A 19300-nucleotide genomic window follows, 5' to 3' on the forward strand; every position below is an offset into this window, starting at 1 on the left:
ATGTGCTATTTGAAAGAACAAGGTTCCATTATTGATAGGCATTTCACTGTAACCAGTTGCTAAAATTTATGCAACCTCACATTATTTATTACTCAATAACAGTAGCTTATACCCTTGTTTCAAACATCTGTGATAATATTGTGCTATCTCAAACAGCTTCTACCGCAACACCATGGCGATACAATCAAATCAGCAACCCACTATTCTCTGGCACGATTATGAGACGTGGGGCGTTTCTCCTAAATACGACAAACCTTCACAATTTGCAGCCATTCGCACCGACTTATCGCTAAACATCATAGGTGAACCAGAAGTTTTCTACTGCCAACCCCCTGCTGATTATTTGCCGCATCCAGAAGCTGCGCTAGTGACGGGAATAACACCGCAAAAAGCACTGCGTGAAGGTTTAACTGAAGCGGAATTTGCCGACCGAATTCAACAGTTATTCACTCAGCCAAATACTTGTGTTGCCGGTTATAACAATATTCGCTTTGACGATGAAGTTAGTCGCTATCTGTTTTATCGCAATTTTTACGATCCTTATGCCCGTGAATGGCAAAATGGCAATAGCCGTTGGGATATAATTGATATGGTTAGAGCCTGCTATGCTTTACGTCCTGACGGCATAGAATGGCCTAAAGTTACCGATGAAGAGACCGGCGAGGCTCGGGTCAGCTTTAGATTAGAGCTACTAACCAAAGCAAATGGCATTAGCCACGAAGCTGCTCACGATGCCATGAGTGATGTCTACGCCACTATTGCCATGGCAAAACTGATTAAAGAACAGCAACCTAAGCTTTATCAATTTTTGTTTGATCTGAGAAATAAACGCAAAGTTGCAGAAACCATTGATGTTTATAACATGACGCCGATTGTTCATACCTCAAGTAAGATTTCGTCTGAACACGGTTGTACCAGCTGGTTTGCGCCAGTTAGCTATCACCCAAGCAACAAAAATGCTGTTATTGCTATTGATTTAGCGCGGGATTTAACGTCGTTATTTGACTTGACTAGTGAGCAAATTAAAACGCGTTTATACACCTCGTATAAAGACCTTGGTCCTGACGAGCTGCCGATTCCAGTCAAACTGATTCACATTAATAAATGCCCAGTTGTCGCGCCCGCCAAAACCTTACTACCGGAAAATGCAGAGCGTTTGGCGATTCCACGAGAATTCTGTTTGGACAATTTGAAAAAGCTTAAAGAATTTCCTGAAATTAGAGAAAAACTCTCAGAAGTGTTTATTGAAAATAATGAGTTTGAACCGGATACTGAAGCTGAACAGGCTTTGTACTCAGGTAAATTTTTCAGTGAAAGTGACAAGGCGCAAATGGAAATTTTGCATCAACTACCAGCGGAGCAATTGGGCAGCCACCCTTTTCAATTTGAAGACTCGCGCTTAGCGCCTATGCTGTTCAATTATCGCGCCCGCAACTTTCCTCACTTATTAGACAGCGGCGAACAGGCAAAGTGGCAACAGTACTGTCAAAATAAGCTGCAAAATGGTGGCCGAGGTATTTTAAGCGCTGAAGAATTTATGATGAAGTTAGAAAACTTAGCCCATGAGCATGAAACCAATAGCGCTAAGATGTCAGTATTAAAGGCACTTTACGAATACTTACAGGCGTAATAACAAAAAAGGCGAGCCATGCTCGCCTTTTTAATGACGTTAAAACAAACTTATAGCTGCTCTACTTTGTATCCTTTATTAGTCAGTAAAGATAACACGTTATCTTTGCCCACTAAGTGACCAACACCAACCAAAACAAACTCTTTATCTTGATCGCCAAATAAGCCTTCTAACTTTGGAATCCAGTTAAGATTACGATCGGTAAAAACAGCCTTATACATGGTTGGATCTTCTGCTAACACCGGTTCGTGGACAAGCTCTACCATTGTTTTAGCGTCGCCTTTTCGCCATGCTTGAATCAGTGATGTCATCATAGGTTTAAAGTCACTAACTTGTTCTATCGCCATGGTGACAAACTTACTCTCGTAACCTTCACCTAGGCCGGCAATCATATCCAATTGAAATTCAACTGTTTCTAAGTATTCCGCCAACTTCTGGTCTTTACTGGCAAGTTTGTCATAGTAGGCATCAACACCTTTGTCACCCATTTGTGCTTTTTGCGCTTCCATTACCGTCATCATGGTTGACACCATACCGGGCTTAAAGTTATTGACCATCTCAACATTGGCACCAAAACCTGCTAGGTATTGGGCAAGTGCCTGATAAGCGTTATCATCAAGTACTGATTTCAAGGTTCGACCATCGCTGTAACTTACTCTTTGCATCATGGCAACTTGAGCTTGAACATCGTCATCTGCGGGCAAATCCGCCTCTAAAACGATACTTTGGGTACTTTGGTAAGCCTTATCAAAAGCCTCCGGCAACGGAAATTCAGATTGTGGCAAGATATGAACGGTACCACCTACATAGATATAGTCATCGCCTTTACTGACTTTCCAAACAGATGTCGCTGCTTGACTCAAAGGGGCAGCTAACAACGCGGCACTTGCGGCTAAACCGATTAGTTTTGATTTAAATTTCATCATATTTCCTTTAATTAACTAAAACACTCAACACTGAAAACAATACAGAGCTAGTAATATCACTTATTCTTGTAGCGAGCAATTAAACTTGAAGTGTCCCAACGGTTGCCGCCAAGATCTTGAACCTCTTGATAAAAACCGTCAACCATACGAGCAACAGACAAGTCAACTTGATGCTTATCAGCTTCGTTAAATGCTATCGACAAATCTTTTCGCATCCAATCAACGGCAAAGCCAAACTCATATTCGCCAGCAAACATAGTTTTATAACGGTTTTCCATTTGCCAAGAACCAGCAGCCCCTTTAGCAATAGTCGCGACTAACTTATCTGGGTCTAAACCGACTTTTTCGGCAAAACTAAAGCCTTCAGCAAGTCCTTGAACAACGCCAGCAATACAAATTTGATTGACCATTTTAGCGAGCTGTCCGCTACCGACATCCCCCATTAACTGGCTAAATTTAGCGTAAGCGGACATGACAGGTTCAACAACGTTAAAGGCTTCTTGTTCGCCGCCGACCATTACCGTTAACACGCCGTTTTCTGCGCCTGCTTGACCACCAGAGACAGGGGCATCTAGAAATTTTACGCCTTGCTCAGCGGCAGCACTACTCAGTTCTTTGGCCAATTCAGCTGATGCCGTAGTGTGATCAACTAATATTTTGTCACTTGCTAAGCCCGCTAAAATGCCATCATCACCCAAAACAACTTGTCGAACATCGTCGTCATTGCCAACACAACAGAAAACAATATCTGCGTTCTCACTCGCTAGCCTAGGTGTAATAGCATAGTCTCCACCGTATTCTTGCTGCCACGCTATCGCTTTAGCTTCCGTGCGATTGTAAACACACACTTGATGTCCACTTTTTTGTAAATGTCCTGCCATTGGATAGCCCATCACACCTAGGCCAATAAACGCTAACTTCATCACGATTCTCTGCTGTTTAAGTTATTAATAATAATATTGATTCTACTCAGGTATTGGTCATTAGCCTATTGTTATTTTGAGCCATTGTCTCTATATTGCTAACAACATTACACTTTAGGGATTTATTATGACAAGCACAGTACATGGCTTTAGCGCAGAAGACTATCGCGGTCAGATTATCGATTTTTCGAGCTTTCAAGACAAAGTTCTGCTCGTGGTTAACACCGCCAGTAATTGCGGGTTTACGCCGCAGTATGAAGGTTTGCAAAAGCTCTACCAAAAATATCAAGAGCAAGGCTTAGAAGTACTGGCATTCCCATGTAATCAGTTTAAACAGCAAGAAAAAGGCAGTAATGATGAGATCAAAGAATTTTGCGATCTCAATTTTAAAATCAGTTTTCCACTATTTGCCAAGATAGAGGTCAACGGTGATAACGCTCACCCACTTTACCAACATATGAAACAACAAGCGCCAGGCTTGCTTGGCAGTCAAAGTATCAAATGGAACTTCACTAAGTTTTTGGTTAATAAACAAGGTAAAGTTGTCAAACGTTACGGTTCAATGACTCGCCCAGAAGCAATTGAAGCCGATATTGAAAAACTATTAGCAGAGTAACCCTAAGATTTAAGATCAAAAAAAGGGAGCTAATGCTCCCTTTTTCTTTTATTACCAATTACTATTGTGTAAACAAGCGGTCGTGGAGTTGTTCAACAATGGTATTAGCATTCTCTTCTGGCACTAAGAAACAAAGGTTATTGCTGCTAGCACCATGACAAATTAAGCGGATATTGAAATCATTAATTTTTTGAAAAATATCTCGGCCTAATCCTTTGGCTGCATTTAAACCATTGCCGATGACCGCAACCAGCGACAAACCGTGCTCAACGGTGACTTCACAGAGTTGTTCAAGTTCTTCAACAACGGCTTGGGTAATCAAATGCTGACTAGAGGCAGTTGGGTTGTCAAAAGTAAGCGCAACACTAATTTCACTAGTGGTAATTAAATCAACACTGAGCTCGTGCTTAGCTAAAATAGCAAATACTTTAGCTAAGAAGCCACTTGCGTGAAGCATTTCGGGGCTTTTTACCGTCACTAAGCTCTGCTGGCGGCGCAAGGCAATTGAACGGTAGGTTGGTTTTGATGCTACTTCTTGTTGAATTCGCGTACCACCTTTTTCAGGCTCTTTACTTGAACCAACAAACACAGGAATGTTTTGACGCATTGCCGGTATCAAGGTCGCAGGGTGCAATATTTTTGCGCCAAATGTCGCCATCTCGGCAGCTTCGCCAAAGCTGATCTCAGGAATTGAACGGGCTTGATCGGTAATGCGAGGGTCGGTGGTAAATATGCCCTCAACATCGGTCCAAATAGCGAGTTTTGTTGCGTCTAATGCTTCAGCAAGCAATGCGGCACTGTAATCTGAACCACCGCGACCTAAAGTCGTGGTATAACCTAAACTGTCTTGACCAATAAAACCTTGAGTGACGACAATATGCTCTTGTAACAACGGCTGTAATACCGCTTGGCTTGCTTGTTTTAGTTGCTCAATATCAACATTTGCTTGGCCATAAGCACTGTTCGTTTTCATCACTTGTCTAACGTCAAATTGAATACCAGGTAAACCAATTGAACGCAGTACCTCAGCAAAAATTAATGAGCTCATCTGCTCACCGTAAGATAAAATCGCATCGGCGTTTTGCAAGCTGTAATGATTTGATTGTTGTTTCGCAAGCTCAGTTAGCTCGTTTAACAATAGAGCTATCTCGCGGTTTAGATCATGTTCGGCCGCGAGCTGTGCGGTAATATTGTGCTGAATCTCACTAATACTTGTAATAATACTCGCTTGCTCAGCGGCAGGCACTTCGGCTTGGCTTAGACGTACCAAATAATTTGTGACGCCAGCACTGGCTGAGACCACAGCGGTACGACAATTTTCATCTTGTTTAATGATGTTGGCGCAACGCACCATTGCTTGATAATCGGCAACACTTGTGCCGCCAAACTTAGCTACCGTTAAAGACATGATACCTCCACGCTAACTGAATTGATTAATAATGAGGTATTGAAAACAAACATATTTGTGACTGAAAACACGTAATAAAATCTCGCTATATGCAATAGCAATAGGCTAATGCAGATAAATTACGAAGAGCATGGCTGAATAAACCTGGTGAACGAGTGAACGCGGTCACTCGTTTGACAAATCTTCGCCAGAAGCTCTCCACCCTTATTGCCAACTGTGTCATCATTTGATTCACTTCACTTGACAATGGTGACAGTCGCCAGGATTCAACCTGGTCAACCGAGCCATAACCTGCCACAAAGGTTATTACCCTCGGCGGTAAACTCCCTGATTTATCATCGTTAGAATTGTGCTTCTTCAGATAAACTGCCTAGTTTCCGCGCCTCTTCTGGTGCTTTTATCGCGATTAAACGCTAAAAGCGCTGTTATTAAACATTAATCTGCCACCAAATTCAATAGCCTTTTAGACGTCTATTTGATTTAAGGCAAATATTTTTCATCATTTAGAAAAAAAGACAAAGCGATCAAAAACTTGTTATAGTCTAGCGATAAGCTTTACGCGTTATTTTGTCAGTATCATGGATTTATTTCTCTTAAAAAAACTCATTGGCACCCTCATTATGCCAATCAATCTTGTCTTGATTTTACTGCTGATTAGTATCCTCACAAAAAAGCTAAAGCCCAAAATAAGTTTTTACAGCCTATTATCTGCAACCGGTTTATTGTTTCTCTCTGCATTTCCGCCAGTTGCTAATTGGTTAACTTATCCACTAGAGCATCAATACGAAAGCTTTAGCTACGCTAGTAAACCGGTCGACTACATCATTATTTTGGGCTGCGGTCACACCAGTGATGCCAGCTTACCAGCAACCAGTGAGCTTTGGAGTTGCTCATTAGAGCGACTGGTAGAAGGTATACGGATTTATCGACAAAACCCCAATGCGTATATGATTACTTCCGGCTACGGCGGCGATACAGTTAGCAATGCGGAAAAAGTCAAGCAAGCGGCAATGCTATTAGGGGTTCCTGAACGAAAAATTATCACTGAAAATTTCCCGCAAGATACCGAAGAAGAAGCTGAACTCATTGCGCCAAGAATCAAAGGCAAAACAGCGGTGTTAGTCACAAATGCCTATCATATGCCACGCGCCGTTACTTTCTTTAAACAACAAGGTGTTGAAGTTATTCCAGCGCCCGCGAGTCACACAACTAATAGTGATACCAAGCGAGAAAAGCACTGGGGTTATTTTATGCCAAGCGCGAGGTCTTTAAATAAAACTACGCGCTCTTGGTACGAACGTCTTGGTCAACTATGGCAATGGTTAAAAAGCTAGATAGGATTATCAATATCAATAAACTCAACCGCTAAACCGGTTTCTTGAGCTAAGTGTTGACCGAGTGCTTTAACGCCATAACGCTCGGTCGCATGATGGCCGGCGGCGAAAAAGTGGATATCCATTTCGTGCGCGACGTGAGTTGTTTGTTCAGAGCCCTCGCCGCTAATAAAGGCATCAATGCCCTGCTCGGCAGCTAGCTCAATATAACTTTGACCGCCACCAGTGCACCAAGCGACGGTTTTAATTGGTTTGTTTGAAGGCGGAGCAATGTGCAATGGCGCTCTTGCTAAACGCTGATTGATACGGCTCGCCAGCGCCTCTCCCGAAATAGCGTCAGCTAATTGCCCTTGAATCGCGACACTTTTATCGTTACCAAGCTCGAGCGGCCCAGTTACTGTTATGTCTAGCAACTGAGCGAGTTGTGCGTTATTACCCAGCTCGGGGTGGATATCTAACGGCAAATGATAGGCAAACAAATTAATATCATTATCCAGCAATGCTTTGATCCGTTTGTGCTTCATACCACGGATAACATACGATTCATTTTTCCAAAAATAGCCGTGGTGAACCAAAATGGCGTCAGCATTTTGCGCAATCGCTGCGTTAATCAATGCCTCAGTAGCAGTAACGCCGCTAACGACCTTGTTAATCTCTTTTTTGCCTTGTATTTGCAAACCGTTGGGGCAAAAGTCTCTAATTTGTTCAGGTTTTAGTAATTGATTTAAGTAATTTTCTAATTCACTAGCTAACATATTTTTATACTTTAAATAAGATTTACCACTCGGATAGTCACACGAGTGATGTTTATTGGTTGATTTTATTTGACGAATTCATCGGTGATACTTTAACCGGCTGAAACTTAGGTCGAATACGCCACTTGGGTTTTATTGGCGTTAGTGGATGTTGTCGTTTTTTGGCTACAATAATATAAATCGAACCCAGACGCGAAAAAAAGTTATCGCAAAGTTGTTGCCAGGTTTGGCCAACGACGCCGAGTTCACTGCTTTTAGCTAGCATGGAGTGAATGTGACGGCTATCAGACAAGATTTCGTAGCCCATTAAATGAAGCCAATCTTTAACCCGAAGCGGTGAAAAAAAACGTTCATTCCACGGTAGTTGCTGCCGCCTAAACGGAACTAACTTGTTCAAACCAGCGAAACTAAAGGGGTTATAGCCGGTAATCACCAAATAGCCATTGGGAATCAGTACTCTGTCCGCTTCTCTGACAACGTGATGTGGATCAACAGTAAATTCCAGCGCATGAGCCAACAAGCAAACATCTACGCTATGCTCCAACAAAGGTAAATCATCAATATCGGCAATAACATCTGCACTTTTGCCACTTGGCGCTAACTTTACTTGATGTTTTATCGTACTCGATTCGGTGGCAATACACCCACTAAGCGCACCAATTTTCAATAAGTGATAACCGAAAAACTTAGGCCACCAAGTTTCAAGTTCAGCGCTAAGTACTTGTTTAATGTAATCACCATTGGGCAATTCTTGCCATTGTTCTGGTGATTTGGGTTGGCGAAATGCCAACGCAGGTTTCATCATAGTAAAAAATTCTTATAATGGTGCTCGTATTGTCAGTATTTATTGAGTAACAAGCATGGTCAAAAGTCAACTAAGTGTTAACCCTATTCGCGCCTTTAACGATAATTATATCTGGTTAATCAGCAATGTTCAGAGCAAAGATGTGGTTTTAGTCGATCCAGGCGATGCTGACGTTTGCATCCAACACTTAACAGCTAACCACTTAAATCTAGCGGCAATTTTAATTACTCATCACCACAAAGACCACACGGGCGGCATTAAAAAATTAAAAGCAGCATACCCAAATATCAGCATCTACGGCCCTGCTCGTGAAAATATTGATGGCTTAACCGACAAACTGAGTGAAGCCGATCAGGTTGCTATCTGCGCGCTTGGCATTAGTTTTAACATTATTGATGTCCCTGGCCACACCGCCGGACATATCGCTTATTATCATCCAGAAATGTTGTTTTGTGGCGATACCCTATTTTCAGGCGGCTGCGGACGATTGTTTGAAGGTACGGCAGAACAAATGGCTACATCATTAAACAAGCTCGCCAAACTACCACCGCAAACGCCAGTTTATTGTACGCACGAATACACCTTGGCCAACCTCAATTTTGCTTTAAAGATAGAGCCAAACAATCAAGTATTGGCCGACTACCACAACAAAGTTACTGAGCTGAGACAGCAAGATCTTATTACGTTACCCAGTAATATTGGCCACGAGTTGGCAGTTAACCCCTTCTTGCGCTGTGACAGCCCTGAAGTAATAAATACCGCAAAAGCGAATACCGAGCAGCCGTTAACCAACCAAGCAGAAATTTTTGCCGTTATTAGACGGCTTAAAGACAATGCCTAGTATGGTTTACAAAACATTAACTGTTACCAATTTACGCTTGAAAGTGTGATTTAAATCAGTAACACTTGGCGGCTCGTTAATCGGTTCAAAATTTTATGAAGTACTTTTCTCCAAGCATAGTGTCTGCCGGCGTATTCGCGGCAATTTTTCTCTCTGGTTGCCAAACCACTGCTTTTAAACAAGATGACGACAATCAAACCAATCAAGAAATTGCCCTTGTCGATATCGCATCCCCAAGTGAAATCAGCCAAATATTGCTGACCGATCCCGCTATCGATGTTGTCCACCCAGTTGCTGATGTCGACTTCACCCTTACCGATCAACAGCTTATCGTAGAAGACGATATTTGGCAGCGAATTCGCAACGGCCTCAGTTTTGATATACCGCATAACCGCAGAGTATTGGCACAGCGCAATTGGTACGCCAAACATCCGAAGTATTTAGATCGCGTCGCTAAACGCGCTGAGCCTTTTATGCACTATATTGTTGAACAGCTTGATGCCAACGATATTCCTCTTGAAATCGCGTTACTACCAATTGTTGAAAGTGCCTTTGACCCGTTCGCCTACTCTCACGGCCGCGCCTCAGGTATGTGGCAATTTGTCCCCGATACCGGTAAACGCTTTGGCATGAAGCAAAACTGGTGGTATGACGGTCGCCGAGACGTTATTGCTTCAACTGACGGCGCCATCAAATATTTAAAGTATCTTCACAAGTTCTTTGACGGCGATTGGTTACTCGCACTGGCCGCATATAATTCTGGTGAAGGTCGTGTCCGCAGAGCAGTTAAAAACAATGCTCGCAAAAACAAACCAACCGATTTTTGGTCACTCGACTTACCGAAGGAAACCCGCGCATACGTGCCTAAATTACTGGCATTGGCAGATATCGTTAAGCAACCGGAAACCTTTGGTATCAAGCTATACGAAATTGAAAATGGCCCTGTTATTAGTTTAGTCGACATTAAATCTCAGCTCGACTTAGCCAAAGCAGCTGAACTTGCCGATTTATCACTGACTGAGTTACAACGTCTTAATCCGGGTTTTAACCGCTGGGCGACCGATCCCAATGGCCCTCACTATTTGGTGATTCCAAAAGTTAAACAGCAAAATTTCGAACAAGCACTTAATAAGCTGCCAAAAGATCAACGTTTAGCATGGCAACGCTACCAAATTAAACAAGGCGATAGTTTGGGTAAAATCGCCCAGAAATTTCACACCAGCATTAGTTTAATTAAGCAGGTCAATAAAATTAAGGGCACCAATATTCGCGCAGGCAAACACTTGCTCATTCCTGTCGCCACTCAATCGCTAGACAATTACATTTTGTCTGCTGGCCAACGCCTGGCTAAAACGCAAGCTAAAACTCAGGCTGGCACCAAAATCAGTCACACAGTTAAACGCGGTGATACCTTGTGGGACATTTCTCGTAAGTACAAAGTCTCAACAAGGCAAATTGCCAAGTGGAATGGGATGGCGCCACGCGACACCATTAAACCCGGTCAAAAATTAGTAATTTGGCAAAAAAACTCAACGGTAAAAACCAGCCAAATCGCTAAGACTAAACCGACAGAGCAAGCGATTATGCGCAACATTACCTATGTTGTCCGTCGCGGTGATTCATTCGCCCGAATTGCCAACAAATTTAATGTCAGCATCCGCGATATCGAGCGTTGGAACAGCTTGAGTCGCAAAAAGTATTTACAACCGGGTCAACGTTTAAAACTCAATGTTGATATCACCAATAATATCTAGCATTAATAAATGCCGTGCCTAAATTTTAGGTACGGCATAAGTCAACATCGCTTTAATTTGTTTGACAATATCAGGAGTGGTTTCAGGCGCAAATGCCTTAATTCTCGGAGTATGGATATGGCCAACGGGCAATACAGGGTTGTGTAAATCGCGCAGTCGAATACTTCGATACGAGATTTCATTAGACAAATAGCCACCACCCGAGCCTTCAACAGATATTTGCTGCCTTAACTCACGCAAATATTTAGGCGCTTGCTGATCGTGCAATTTACCGCCAGTCGTTGTAACGTTGTGATTATCATTAATCGCAAAACGTCCAACAGCGCGTTTCATTGCCTCAACCGGTAAGCTAAATTCAACAAATTCACTGCCGGTTAATGGCTTGCCGCGCAATAACGGAATTTTTGGATTTTTCGAATCTGCACCGGTATAAATATTGAGATTGTCTGGCGCTTTGGCACTGCGACGTAAGCCGGGAAAGCGCTCAAGATCAAAGTCATCCCGCCCCATGCTAATCGTCACTATCATATCGACTTTGCCACGACCAATATGTGGCTCCAGTAATTCCTCTATCATGCCTTGATCAAAATCGGCGAAGCGAACTGGAATAATTAAACTTTCAATTTCCGCACTTTTACCGTCGCTACTGACAACGATGTCATCAAGTGCCAATACTGCTGCGCCAGAAGGGTTACTTTGATCGATATTGCGATCGAGAAAGAATGGGTCAAAACCTGTGATCAATATTTTTTTATCGGTTTTCTTATCAAATACAACATCGCTTTGACCGCGACTTAGCAGTGATAACTGCCATAGTAACTTTTGTTGCTGGTATGGCAATAACTCTTGAAATAACGGCAATTGGCGCATTGCTTTAAACATTTTTAAACGCGCCCAATACAAACTGCGATCGTCAAAAGCTTCGCTGTTCTTCACTTGCTTAACACCTGCTTGCCAAATTGCTTTGCCGTGGCGAATAACCAATTGGGTTAAACTGGTGTAACTTTGTGCTTTTCCCAGCAGATCTTCAAACTCACTTACTTGCTTATCAAGGCGGTTAACAACGATCGGCATCACCTGGCTGGCTTTGGTTAAACGCAACTCTTCTACGGTCAGTGCTTGGTAGTCATTTTGGCCATAGCTATTCGCACTCCAGATCGCGCAAATAAGCGGCATAACGGCTGTAGCCAGCGCTAGAATGGTTTTGTTAACTTTAAACTTCATCTAATTTTCCCAACATTAATCCAGTTTATGGTTGCAGCGATAAGCCTAACGAAACAGGACTGATTCTTTTTTAAACCAGTGCACGCAAAAGCCAACAGCAATCACAGCAAACACTAAACTTGAGATAAAAATACCAAACATTGCACTGTACTCAATCGTACCTTTCAAAATCTCTTTAATGGCAAGCGCAACATTCGTTACTGGCACATAAGCCCATGTCCCCTTTAGTTCAATACCCGGCAGCATTGCCATCATCACGGGCACAAAGCCCAGCATAGACAAAGCGCTCATATAATTCTGCCCCTCTTTAAAGCTTCTCGCATAAATCGAGATAGCCAAAGCTAATGCAGCAAAAATAGCCGCAACCGGAATTAACATAAACAGCATAAGAACAAAGTCAAAACCGCCGACTGATGCCAATATTCGGCCAACGGCATCAACTTGAAATACTTTACCGACAATATAGCCCCAAAACACCAGACTTGAGATAGTCACTAAAGCGCTAATCGCACTTGTCGTCATCACGGTAAAAAATTTCCCCATCACCAAGGCCGTTCTCGAAATCGGCGTTAACAATAAGGTTTCTAGGGTACCGCGTTCTTTTTCGCCAGCGCCAATATCAATTGCCGGATACATGGCGCCAGTTAAGCACAGCATAATCAATAAGTAAGGTAAAAAGCCACCAACTTGCTCGCCGAAATTTTCTCGTTCATCTGCGGTATTGACCACTTTGAGTACCACAGGTTTCGCCAACAATTGATATTGTTGCTCAGATAAGCTTAATTGCGCTAGCTGTCTCTCCCTGATTTGGGCTAAATAAGGGGTAAATACTTTTTCAATTTTTTGACGGACACTGTTAATTTGTGAGGAATTATTAAAAAACAACTGCCACGTTGGTGCTTTGAGGTTTGAGTTGTCAACACTTGGCACATTACTATCAGCCTGATAGTCATCGTTAATTTGTATCACGAAATCGACTTGTTGTTGTAAAATCGCATTCCTTATTTCCTGCTCGTTACTCAGGTTTATCTCAGTTAATTTAAAGTCGCGGTGATAAAACATCGCCTCGGTAAATTTGGGCGCTCGATCACCATTAACAACGGCATAGTTTAGGACTTTTATCTTTTCATCTATGGCGACATTAGCCACCACAAGTCCCATAATGCCAAAAATAATCGGAAACACGATCAACGGTAGTGCGATCATAAAAAATAAGGTTTTACGATCACGCACTAGCTCTAACAGTTCTTTGCGATACACCTGCCACATTATTGCGCGTCTCCTGTCAATTTTTCCTCTGTGAGGGCTTGTTGGCCTTCTAGCTCTTGGTGAAGGTCGGGCTCAACAATATCGCCCTCCTTATTTGAACCGGTGAAATCAAGTGCTGCCATAAACGCTTTGCGCAAATCTTGCTGTTCGGTTTGTTGCTGTAAGGTGGCAATATCACCTTCAAAACAGGTTTTACCACGGTTAACAATCGCCACTGAGTCAGCAAGCATGGCGACTTCATCAAGGTGGTGGGTCGAGAAAATAACCGCTCTGCCCTGTGCTTTTTGCTGAGCAATAAAATCCAGTATCACCTCAGTTGCCATAATGTCTAAGCCTGTGGTCGGCTCATCAAAAATAATCACCTCTGGTTGGTGAATCACTGCACGTGCAATGGACACTTTTTGCAGCATACCCGATGACATAGTATCAACGCGACGATAAAGGTATTCTTCAATACCCAGTTGCTGATAAATTTTTTCACCGGTTTCTTTTATCTGTGCTTTCGACATGCCGTGGAGCCTGGCGAAGTACTCAATATTTTCTTTCGCCGTTAATCGGTCATACAAGCCAGTTTTAGCCGATAAAAAGCCAATTTTTTGCTTGGAAAATTGTGGCTTTTTGACGATATCAACGCCATTCACGACAATCTCGCCACTATCGGGTTTCAACGACGACGCTAATATCCGTAGAGTCGTGGTTTTACCGGCGCCATTTGGCCCCAACAAGCCCAGTACTTGCCCAGATTGACAGCTAAAACTCACGTTTTCTAGCGCTTGAAAGTGATTGCCTTGTTGACGACTATCTTGCTTTTTTTGTGACAGTTGTTTTTTCGTTTCTTTAGTTAAGGCAAACGATTTGCGAAGGTTTGAAACTGTGATCATAAAATCAAACGAAGTCCTTTAGATATTGCGAACGCACTTAGTTAGCGTTATACCCAAACAACTTCAAGATGCTTAGTTTCAGCATTGTCACAGAGGCTTAATATCAAGGCGCAGCTAGCAGGAATGGTCACTCCCTTTCAATTAGCTGCAACGATGAGAGTAAGCCTCTGTGACAACGCCCAAAGGCTTGATTTAAAAACGATTTATTCTGCGTTATTGATTTTAACAAGGGAACAACCATTCTTGGCAATCAATGCCTTGTCTAAATCGTTTTTAATTTCAACTGAAACAAGTACTTTGAAGTAGCTTGGGTATAGTACATAACTTACTATAAATTTATTGTTTTTATAACTTTTTCTTAAAAAAGTTCTTATTTAGTCTTGCTTTTTATCAGTAAAAAAAGCAAAGTGAACGCCGTAGCCAAGCTGATGCCGCCGTATTTGGTCGCATTTCCAACCAACAGCCGTTACACAACAATTCGTTTTAACTAATATAAAAGGAGTAGCACTTCAATGTGTTCGATATTTTGTATTTTAGATCTCAAAACCGATGCCAGCGCGCTTCGTCCAAAAGCTTTAGAATATTCTCGTCTTTTACGTCACCGTGGTCCAGATTGGTCTGGTATTTATGCCAACGACAACGCCATTTTAGTGCATGAACGCTTAGCGATTGTCGATACCGAAAATGGCGCTCAACCGCTATTTAACCAAGATAAAAGTCACGTGTTAGCCGTAAACGGCGAAATTTATAATCACAAAGCGCTTGAGCAAAACCTATCGGTTGATTATCAGTTTAAAACAGCTTCAGACTGTGAAGTTATTTTACCCCTTTATCAAGAGCACGGCGTCGAGTTTGTCGATAAGCTCCAAGGCATGTTCGCCTTTTGTTTATACAACGAAAAAGACAACAGTTATTTAATCGCCCGCGATCACATTGGTATTATTCCACTTTACACGGGTTACGACGCCGACGGTAACTTTTACGTTGCATCTGAAATGAAAGCCTTGATGCCAATTTGTAAAACCGTGAGCGAGTTTCCTCCGGGGCACATTTTAGACAGTCGTGTTGGCGAGGTGCAAAAGTACTATAACCGCAACTGGCAAAAGTACTCGGCAATTAAAGACAACAACACGAGTTTAACCAAGCTACGTGAAGCGTTAGAAGATTCAGTAAAAAGTCATTTGATGACTGACGTACCTTACGGCGTATTACTCTCTGGTGGTTTAGATTCATCGTTAGTATCAGCCATTACACAAAAGTTTGCTGCCCGCCGCGTTGAAGAAAACGATTTATCAGAAGCTTGGTGGCCAAAAGTGCATTCTTTTGCCTGTGGCCTCGAAGGTTCGCCGGATTTAGAAGCCGCGCAAACTGTTGCCGATAGCATAGGTACCATCCATCACAGCGTTATCTTTACCGAGCAGGAAGGTATTGATGCCCTTAAAGAAGTGATTTATCACCTAGAAACTTATGATGTCACCACAGTACGCGCATCAACACCCATGTACTTGATGGCACGTAAGATTAAAGCGATGGGCATTAAGATGGTACTTTCTGGTGAAGGTGCCGACGAAATTTTCGGTGGCTATTTGTACTTCCACAAAGCGCCAAATGCACAAGAGTTCCACGAAGAATTACTGCGTAAGCTCGAAAAACTCCATATGTTCGATTGCTTGCGCGCTAACAAGTCAATGTCAGCGTGGGGCATTGAAGCTCGCGTACCATTTTTAGACAAAAACTTTATGGATGTTGCGATGCGCATCAACCCTGAAGACAAAATGTGTGGCAATGGCAAAATGGAAAAAGCAGTATTGCGTTCTGCTTTTGAAGGTTACCTGCCAAAAGAAATTTTGTGGCGTCAAAAAGAGCAGTTCTCTGACGGCGTTGGCTACTCTTGGATCGATAGCTTAAAAGAGCATATCGAGCAACAAGTGTCGGATCAACAACTTGCTAACGCAGCGTTTAAATTCCCGATTAACACGCCAGATACTAAGGAAGCTTATTTCTATCGTGAAATTTTTGAAGAAAAATTCCCGATAGATTCAGCTGCCGAATGTGTACCGGGTGGTAAGTCAGTCGCTTGTAGTACCCCACAAGCACTTGCTTGGGATGAAAGCTTTAGCAAAATGGCTGATCCTTCTGGCAGAGCGGTACAAAACGTTCACAACGACAGCTATTAACAAGAACAAGCTCTAAAAAACGCCGCAATTTGCGGCGTTTTTTGTTTTTAAAGTTAATAGAGCTAACTGTTGGGTTTGTTATGCTGTGTTCACCGCAAATCCGCCTAGCTTAGTATGCTTCAATAAAGGCATCGTCTTACTAATCTGTATATTGAGAAATAGCCATGTATTTGGGTATCTCAATACCAGATAACAATACGATTAAAAGTTACCGATCATACGGCTTTTTTCTGGAGGCCAAATACCCGTGCCAGTTTGTGCTATGTGGTTTTGGCTTTTAGCCAATACTTTATCACCAACGTGCATTGATGATTGTGGACGACTAATCAAATAACCTTGAATATAGACCACGCCCAGCGATTTAAGTAACTCTAGCTGTTCAATTTGCTCGATACCTTCAGCGACAACTTTTAAGTCTAATCGTTGGGCAAGCTCAATGATCGAATTAAGAATATTGTTGTATTTGGGGTTTTGCATCGCTTCTGAAATAAACAAGCGATCTATTTTCAAAACATCGACTGGTAAATTAGCCAACAATGACAACGAACTAAAACCGGTACCAAAGTCATCAATCGCTATCATGACCCCGTCAGCACGCAATCGTTCTAACTGCCCTTTCACTTCATCAGAAACATCAATAAAGCATGACTCTGTAATTTCCAACATCAGTGACGAAGGTGGCAGACCCATTTTGTTTAAGGCCGCTATGGTCCAATCATAAATTGGGCGATGCGCTAATTGAACGCCGGAAATATTGACCGAGATTCGCGCCTTTCTCATACCAGCGTTATACCAAGCAGCCATTTGGCGGCACGCTTCATCTAAAATCCAATCACCCAAATCTAAAATTAAGTTAGACTCTTCCGCAATTGGAATAAACTCCCCAGGGGAAATATTGCCCTCAACTGGGTGCTGCCAACGCACCAGTGCTTCAAAATAGCTAATTGAGCTACCATCTACATGAATAATGGGCTGAAAACTCAACGTAAAGTTGTTTGCTGTAATCGCTAGGCGCATTTCTTCGAGTAAATAATGATAACGTCTTAACTTACTACCCATTTCTGGCGAGTAAATGCGGTAAATGCCGCGGCCGTCAGCCTTAGCTCTGTACATGGCAACATCAGCCATTTGCACTAACGCACTGGGCGTTGCAGCGCTGTCTGGATAAACAGCAATACCGAGGCTTGCACTAATTTTAATAATTTTACTACCGAGCACAAAATCGCGTTCGAGCTCAGACAAAACGTGTCTTGCGATATTAACGGCTTGTTCAGACTTATCCAAAAATTGAATGAAAATTGCGAATTCGTCACCACCTAAACGGGCCAGATTATACTCCAGCACGCTGTCGCTATCTTTAAAACTCAAATTTTGACTGCGCACAATCGAACGCAAACGCTCGGCAACTTGTATCAAAATTTCGTCACCAAAGGAGTGACCAAAAGAATCGTTAACCTGTTTAAAGCCATCAAGATCGATAAATAAAATTGCGCTTTGTTGCGGATCTTTTTCGGTGCGGTCAATAACAGTATTTAGATGTTCTAAAAAAGCATGCCGGTCGGTTAATTGCGTCAACCGATCGCATAACGCATTGTGCTCAGTTTGGCTTTTGTGATTAGCGGCAATTTGCAATAAACTTTTAAGGTGATAATTGAGTTGAGACAAGCCAGAAAACCCCGTCATATCTTCAGAGCGCTGGCCGTAAATGCTCATCATTTGTTCAGTCTTTCGGCACATTGCGTCAATTGAAGGACCCGTTTTTATCCGCTGAAAAAATGCGCCAACTAAGGCAAAACCCAAAGCAACAGCTGACAATACAATTAACGTTGGCAATACTTTAAAGAGCGTGCTCAGAACAATAGGTTTGAACGGCAATGCTTGAACTGATGAAGCATCTTTTTGTTGGTGCACTAAATACAAAGTATTTTGATAATTCAGGGTGTTATCGTGCAGTAAAATAGCACTAATAAATTTCTCAATTGGCGAGGCGCTATTGGCGTTACTCTCTTCAATAATCGTCAGTGTTTGTTGACTGATAGACTGCTGAACTTCTTTTGAAAAGGACTGAATAAACAAGACATAAGTAAGCAATGACCAAAGGATTATAAATAAACTTATTGGCTTCCATAACTTCATAGTGTTTGGATTCTCTTACTGCATGTCTGTTGTCAATGTGAATTTTATCACGTACAAATTTATATAATAAGGAACAAATACAAGAAGTCACTCTATTTTAACAAAAAATTTGTCTTGGCAGATGTGGCCAAAAAGGTAATCAGACTTTAAAGGAGAAATTGGAGCGGCTAACGAGACTCGAACTCGTGACATTCACGTTGGCAACGTGATGCTCTACCAACTGAGCTACAGCCGCATAGGATCTTACCAAATGGTACCCGGGGCCGGACTTGAACCGGCACGCTGTTACCAGCGAGGGATTTTAAATCCCTTGTGTCTACCAATTCCACCACCCGGGCATAGGGTAATATTTTTTATAGTAAGTATTGGTGACTTACTTGCTTTTATTAAAAAGATAACAAAGCGAAATTTGGAGCGGCTAACGAGACTCGAACTCGTGACATTCACGTTGGCAACGTGATGCTCTACCAACTGAGCTACAGCCGCATAGGATCTTACCAAATGGTACCCGGGGCCGGACTTGAACCGGCACGCTGTTACCAGCGAGGGATTTTAAATCCCTTGTGTCTACCAATTCCACCACCCGGGCATAGGGTAATATTTTTTATAGTAAGTATTGGT

At 42.4% G+C, this 19300-nt stretch carries 15 protein-coding genes, 4 tRNA genes and 1 riboswitch; of the genes, 6 read left to right on the forward strand and 13 right to left on the reverse strand.

Annotated features, from left to right (window positions below; genetic code table 11):
* Positions 1 to 172: 172 nt before the first annotated feature.
* Positions 173 to 1630, forward strand: coding sequence for an exodeoxyribonuclease I (gene sbcB, locus J7384_RS09935; RefSeq protein WP_209113556.1), 1458 nt, complete (start codon positions 173 to 175; stop codon positions 1628 to 1630).
* A gap of 50 nt (positions 1631 to 1680) precedes the next feature.
* Here sbcB and J7384_RS09940 read toward each other — a convergent pair whose 3' ends face one another.
* Positions 1681 to 2553: a TraB/GumN family protein gene (locus J7384_RS09940; protein WP_209113558.1), complete on the reverse strand. Its 873-nt coding sequence runs from the start codon at positions 2551 to 2553 to the stop codon at positions 1681 to 1683.
* A gap of 59 nt (positions 2554 to 2612) precedes the next feature.
* Entirely contained in the window at positions 2613 to 3479 is an 867-nt protein-coding gene (locus tag J7384_RS09945) for an NAD(P)-dependent oxidoreductase (RefSeq protein ID WP_209113559.1), read from the reverse strand.
* Positions 3480 to 3606: 127 nt separating this feature from the next.
* Here J7384_RS09945 and J7384_RS09950 point away from each other — a divergent pair, with 127 nt between their 5' ends.
* Positions 3607 to 4095, forward strand: coding sequence for a glutathione peroxidase (locus J7384_RS09950; RefSeq protein WP_209113561.1), 489 nt, complete (start codon positions 3607 to 3609; stop codon positions 4093 to 4095).
* Positions 4096 to 4156: 61 nt separating this feature from the next.
* Here the strand turns inward: J7384_RS09950 and lysC are convergent, their stop codons facing one another.
* On the reverse strand, positions 4157 to 5503 hold the full coding sequence (gene lysC / locus J7384_RS09955; protein WP_209113563.1) for a lysine-sensitive aspartokinase 3: 1347 nt from the start codon (positions 5501 to 5503) through the stop codon (positions 4157 to 4159).
* Between the two features lie 183 nt (positions 5504 to 5686).
* Positions 5687 to 5899: riboswitch (Lysine riboswitch) on the reverse strand.
* A 224-nt stretch (positions 5900 to 6123) separates the two neighbouring features.
* On the opposite strand from lysC, the gene J7384_RS09960 reads away from it, so the two are divergent.
* Complete coding sequence (locus J7384_RS09960; RefSeq protein ID WP_209113565.1) at positions 6124 to 6837, forward strand: ElyC/SanA/YdcF family protein; 714 nt, start codon at positions 6124 to 6126, stop codon at positions 6835 to 6837.
* On the opposite strand, the gene J7384_RS09965 is transcribed toward J7384_RS09960, so the two are convergent.
* Both J7384_RS09965 and J7384_RS09970 read right to left on the reverse strand, forming a co-directional pair.
* Entirely contained in the window at positions 6834 to 7592 is a 759-nt protein-coding gene (locus J7384_RS09965; RefSeq protein WP_209113567.1) for a Nif3-like dinuclear metal center hexameric protein, read from the reverse strand. The two genes, J7384_RS09960 and J7384_RS09965, sit on opposite strands and share 4 nt — an antisense overlap.
* Positions 7593 to 7644: 52 nt before the next feature.
* The gene (locus J7384_RS09970; protein ID WP_209113569.1) at positions 7645 to 8397 is read right to left on the reverse strand and encodes a class I SAM-dependent methyltransferase; all 753 of its coding nucleotides are present in this window, start codon (positions 8395 to 8397) and stop codon (positions 7645 to 7647) included.
* A gap of 55 nt (positions 8398 to 8452) precedes the next feature.
* Between J7384_RS09970 and gloB the strand changes: the two genes are divergently transcribed.
* Both gloB and J7384_RS09980 read left to right on the forward strand, forming a co-directional pair.
* A complete protein-coding gene (gene gloB, locus J7384_RS09975; protein WP_209113571.1) occupies positions 8453 to 9238 on the forward strand; it encodes a hydroxyacylglutathione hydrolase in 786 nt (261 codons plus the stop codon).
* Positions 9239 to 9333: 95 nt separating this feature from the next.
* Positions 9334 to 10992: a LysM peptidoglycan-binding domain-containing protein gene (locus J7384_RS09980; protein WP_209113573.1), complete on the forward strand. Its 1659-nt coding sequence runs from the start codon at positions 9334 to 9336 to the stop codon at positions 10990 to 10992.
* A gap of 18 nt (positions 10993 to 11010) precedes the next feature.
* Here the strand turns inward: J7384_RS09980 and J7384_RS09985 are convergent, their stop codons facing one another.
* The 3 genes from J7384_RS09985 to J7384_RS09995 are packed head-to-tail and all read right to left on the reverse strand — an operon-like array spanning position 11011 to position 14366.
* Positions 11011 to 12216: a hypothetical protein gene (locus tag J7384_RS09985; protein ID WP_209113575.1), complete on the reverse strand. Its 1206-nt coding sequence runs from the start codon at positions 12214 to 12216 to the stop codon at positions 11011 to 11013.
* A 45-nt stretch (positions 12217 to 12261) separates the two neighbouring features.
* The gene (locus J7384_RS09990; RefSeq protein ID WP_209113577.1) at positions 12262 to 13485 is read right to left on the reverse strand and encodes an ABC transporter permease; all 1224 of its coding nucleotides are present in this window, start codon (positions 13483 to 13485) and stop codon (positions 12262 to 12264) included.
* A complete protein-coding gene (locus J7384_RS09995; protein ID WP_209113579.1) occupies positions 13485 to 14366 on the reverse strand; it encodes an ATP-binding cassette domain-containing protein in 882 nt (293 codons plus the stop codon). Before J7384_RS09995 ends, J7384_RS09990 begins: the two co-directional genes overlap by 1 nt.
* 512 nt (positions 14367 to 14878) lie before the next feature.
* Here J7384_RS09995 and asnB point away from each other — a divergent pair.
* Positions 14879 to 16543, forward strand: a complete 1665-nt coding sequence (gene asnB / locus J7384_RS10000) for an asparagine synthase B (RefSeq protein WP_209113581.1) — start codon at positions 14879 to 14881, stop codon at positions 16541 to 16543.
* A 201-nt stretch (positions 16544 to 16744) separates the two neighbouring features.
* Here the strand turns inward: asnB and J7384_RS10005 are convergent, their stop codons facing one another.
* The 5 genes from J7384_RS10005 to J7384_RS10025 all read right to left on the reverse strand — a co-directional run bounded on the left by J7384_RS10005 (position 16745) and on the right by J7384_RS10025 (position 19268).
* Positions 16745 to 18679 carry an EAL domain-containing protein gene (locus J7384_RS10005; RefSeq protein WP_209113583.1) on the reverse strand — a complete coding sequence of 645 codons (1935 nt, stop codon included), beginning with the start codon at positions 18677 to 18679 and terminating at the stop codon, positions 16745 to 16747.
* Between the two features lie 159 nt (positions 18680 to 18838).
* Positions 18839 to 18914, reverse strand: a tRNA-Gly gene (locus tag J7384_RS10010).
* A 16-nt stretch (positions 18915 to 18930) separates the two neighbouring features.
* Positions 18931 to 19017, reverse strand: a tRNA-Leu gene (locus J7384_RS10015).
* A gap of 72 nt (positions 19018 to 19089) precedes the next feature.
* A tRNA-Gly gene (locus J7384_RS10020) sits at positions 19090 to 19165 on the reverse strand.
* A 16-nt stretch (positions 19166 to 19181) separates the two neighbouring features.
* Positions 19182 to 19268, reverse strand: a tRNA-Leu gene (locus tag J7384_RS10025).
* Positions 19269 to 19300: the final 32 nt, after the last annotated feature.

The sequence above is a fragment of the Endozoicomonas sp. G2_1 genome (assembly GCF_017744155.1).
Lineage (GTDB): Bacteria > Pseudomonadota > Gammaproteobacteria > Enterobacterales > Alteromonadaceae > JAGHQT01.

Excerpts from the sequence above, each read along its gene's own strand:
- J7384_RS09940 (WP_209113558.1), bottom strand. The coding sequence starts at position 2,553 with ATGAAATTTAAATCAAAACTAATCGGTTTAGCCGCAAGTGCCGCGTTG.
- J7384_RS09985 (WP_209113575.1), bottom strand. The coding sequence starts at position 12,216 with ATGAAGTTTAAAGTTAACAAAACCATTCTAGCGCTGGCTACAGCCGTT.
- J7384_RS09995 (WP_209113579.1), bottom strand. The coding sequence starts at position 14,366 with ATGATCACAGTTTCAAACCTTCGCAAATCGTTTGCCTTAACTAAAGAA.
- asnB (WP_209113581.1), top strand. The coding sequence starts at position 14,879 with ATGTGTTCGATATTTTGTATTTTAGATCTCAAAACCGATGCCAGCGCG.
- J7384_RS09980 (WP_209113573.1), top strand. The coding sequence starts at position 9,334 with ATGAAGTACTTTTCTCCAAGCATAGTGTCTGCCGGCGTATTCGCGGCA.
- J7384_RS09945 (WP_209113559.1), bottom strand. The coding sequence starts at position 3,479 with ATGAAGTTAGCGTTTATTGGCCTAGGTGTGATGGGCTATCCAATGGCA.
- gloB (WP_209113571.1), top strand. The coding sequence starts at position 8,453 with ATGGTCAAAAGTCAACTAAGTGTTAACCCTATTCGCGCCTTTAACGAT.
- lysC (WP_209113563.1), bottom strand. The coding sequence starts at position 5,503 with ATGTCTTTAACGGTAGCTAAGTTTGGCGGCACAAGTGTTGCCGATTAT.
- J7384_RS09950 (WP_209113561.1), top strand. The coding sequence starts at position 3,607 with ATGACAAGCACAGTACATGGCTTTAGCGCAGAAGACTATCGCGGTCAG.
- J7384_RS09960 (WP_209113565.1), top strand. The coding sequence starts at position 6,124 with ATGCCAATCAATCTTGTCTTGATTTTACTGCTGATTAGTATCCTCACA.
- J7384_RS09970 (WP_209113569.1), bottom strand. The coding sequence starts at position 8,397 with ATGATGAAACCTGCGTTGGCATTTCGCCAACCCAAATCACCAGAACAA.
- sbcB (WP_209113556.1), top strand. The coding sequence starts at position 173 with ATGGCGATACAATCAAATCAGCAACCCACTATTCTCTGGCACGATTAT.
- J7384_RS09965 (WP_209113567.1), bottom strand. The coding sequence starts at position 7,592 with ATGTTAGCTAGTGAATTAGAAAATTACTTAAATCAATTACTAAAACCT.
- J7384_RS09990 (WP_209113577.1), bottom strand. The coding sequence starts at position 13,485 with ATGTGGCAGGTGTATCGCAAAGAACTGTTAGAGCTAGTGCGTGATCGT.
- J7384_RS10005 (WP_209113583.1), bottom strand. The coding sequence starts at position 18,679 with ATGAAGTTATGGAAGCCAATAAGTTTATTTATAATCCTTTGGTCATTG.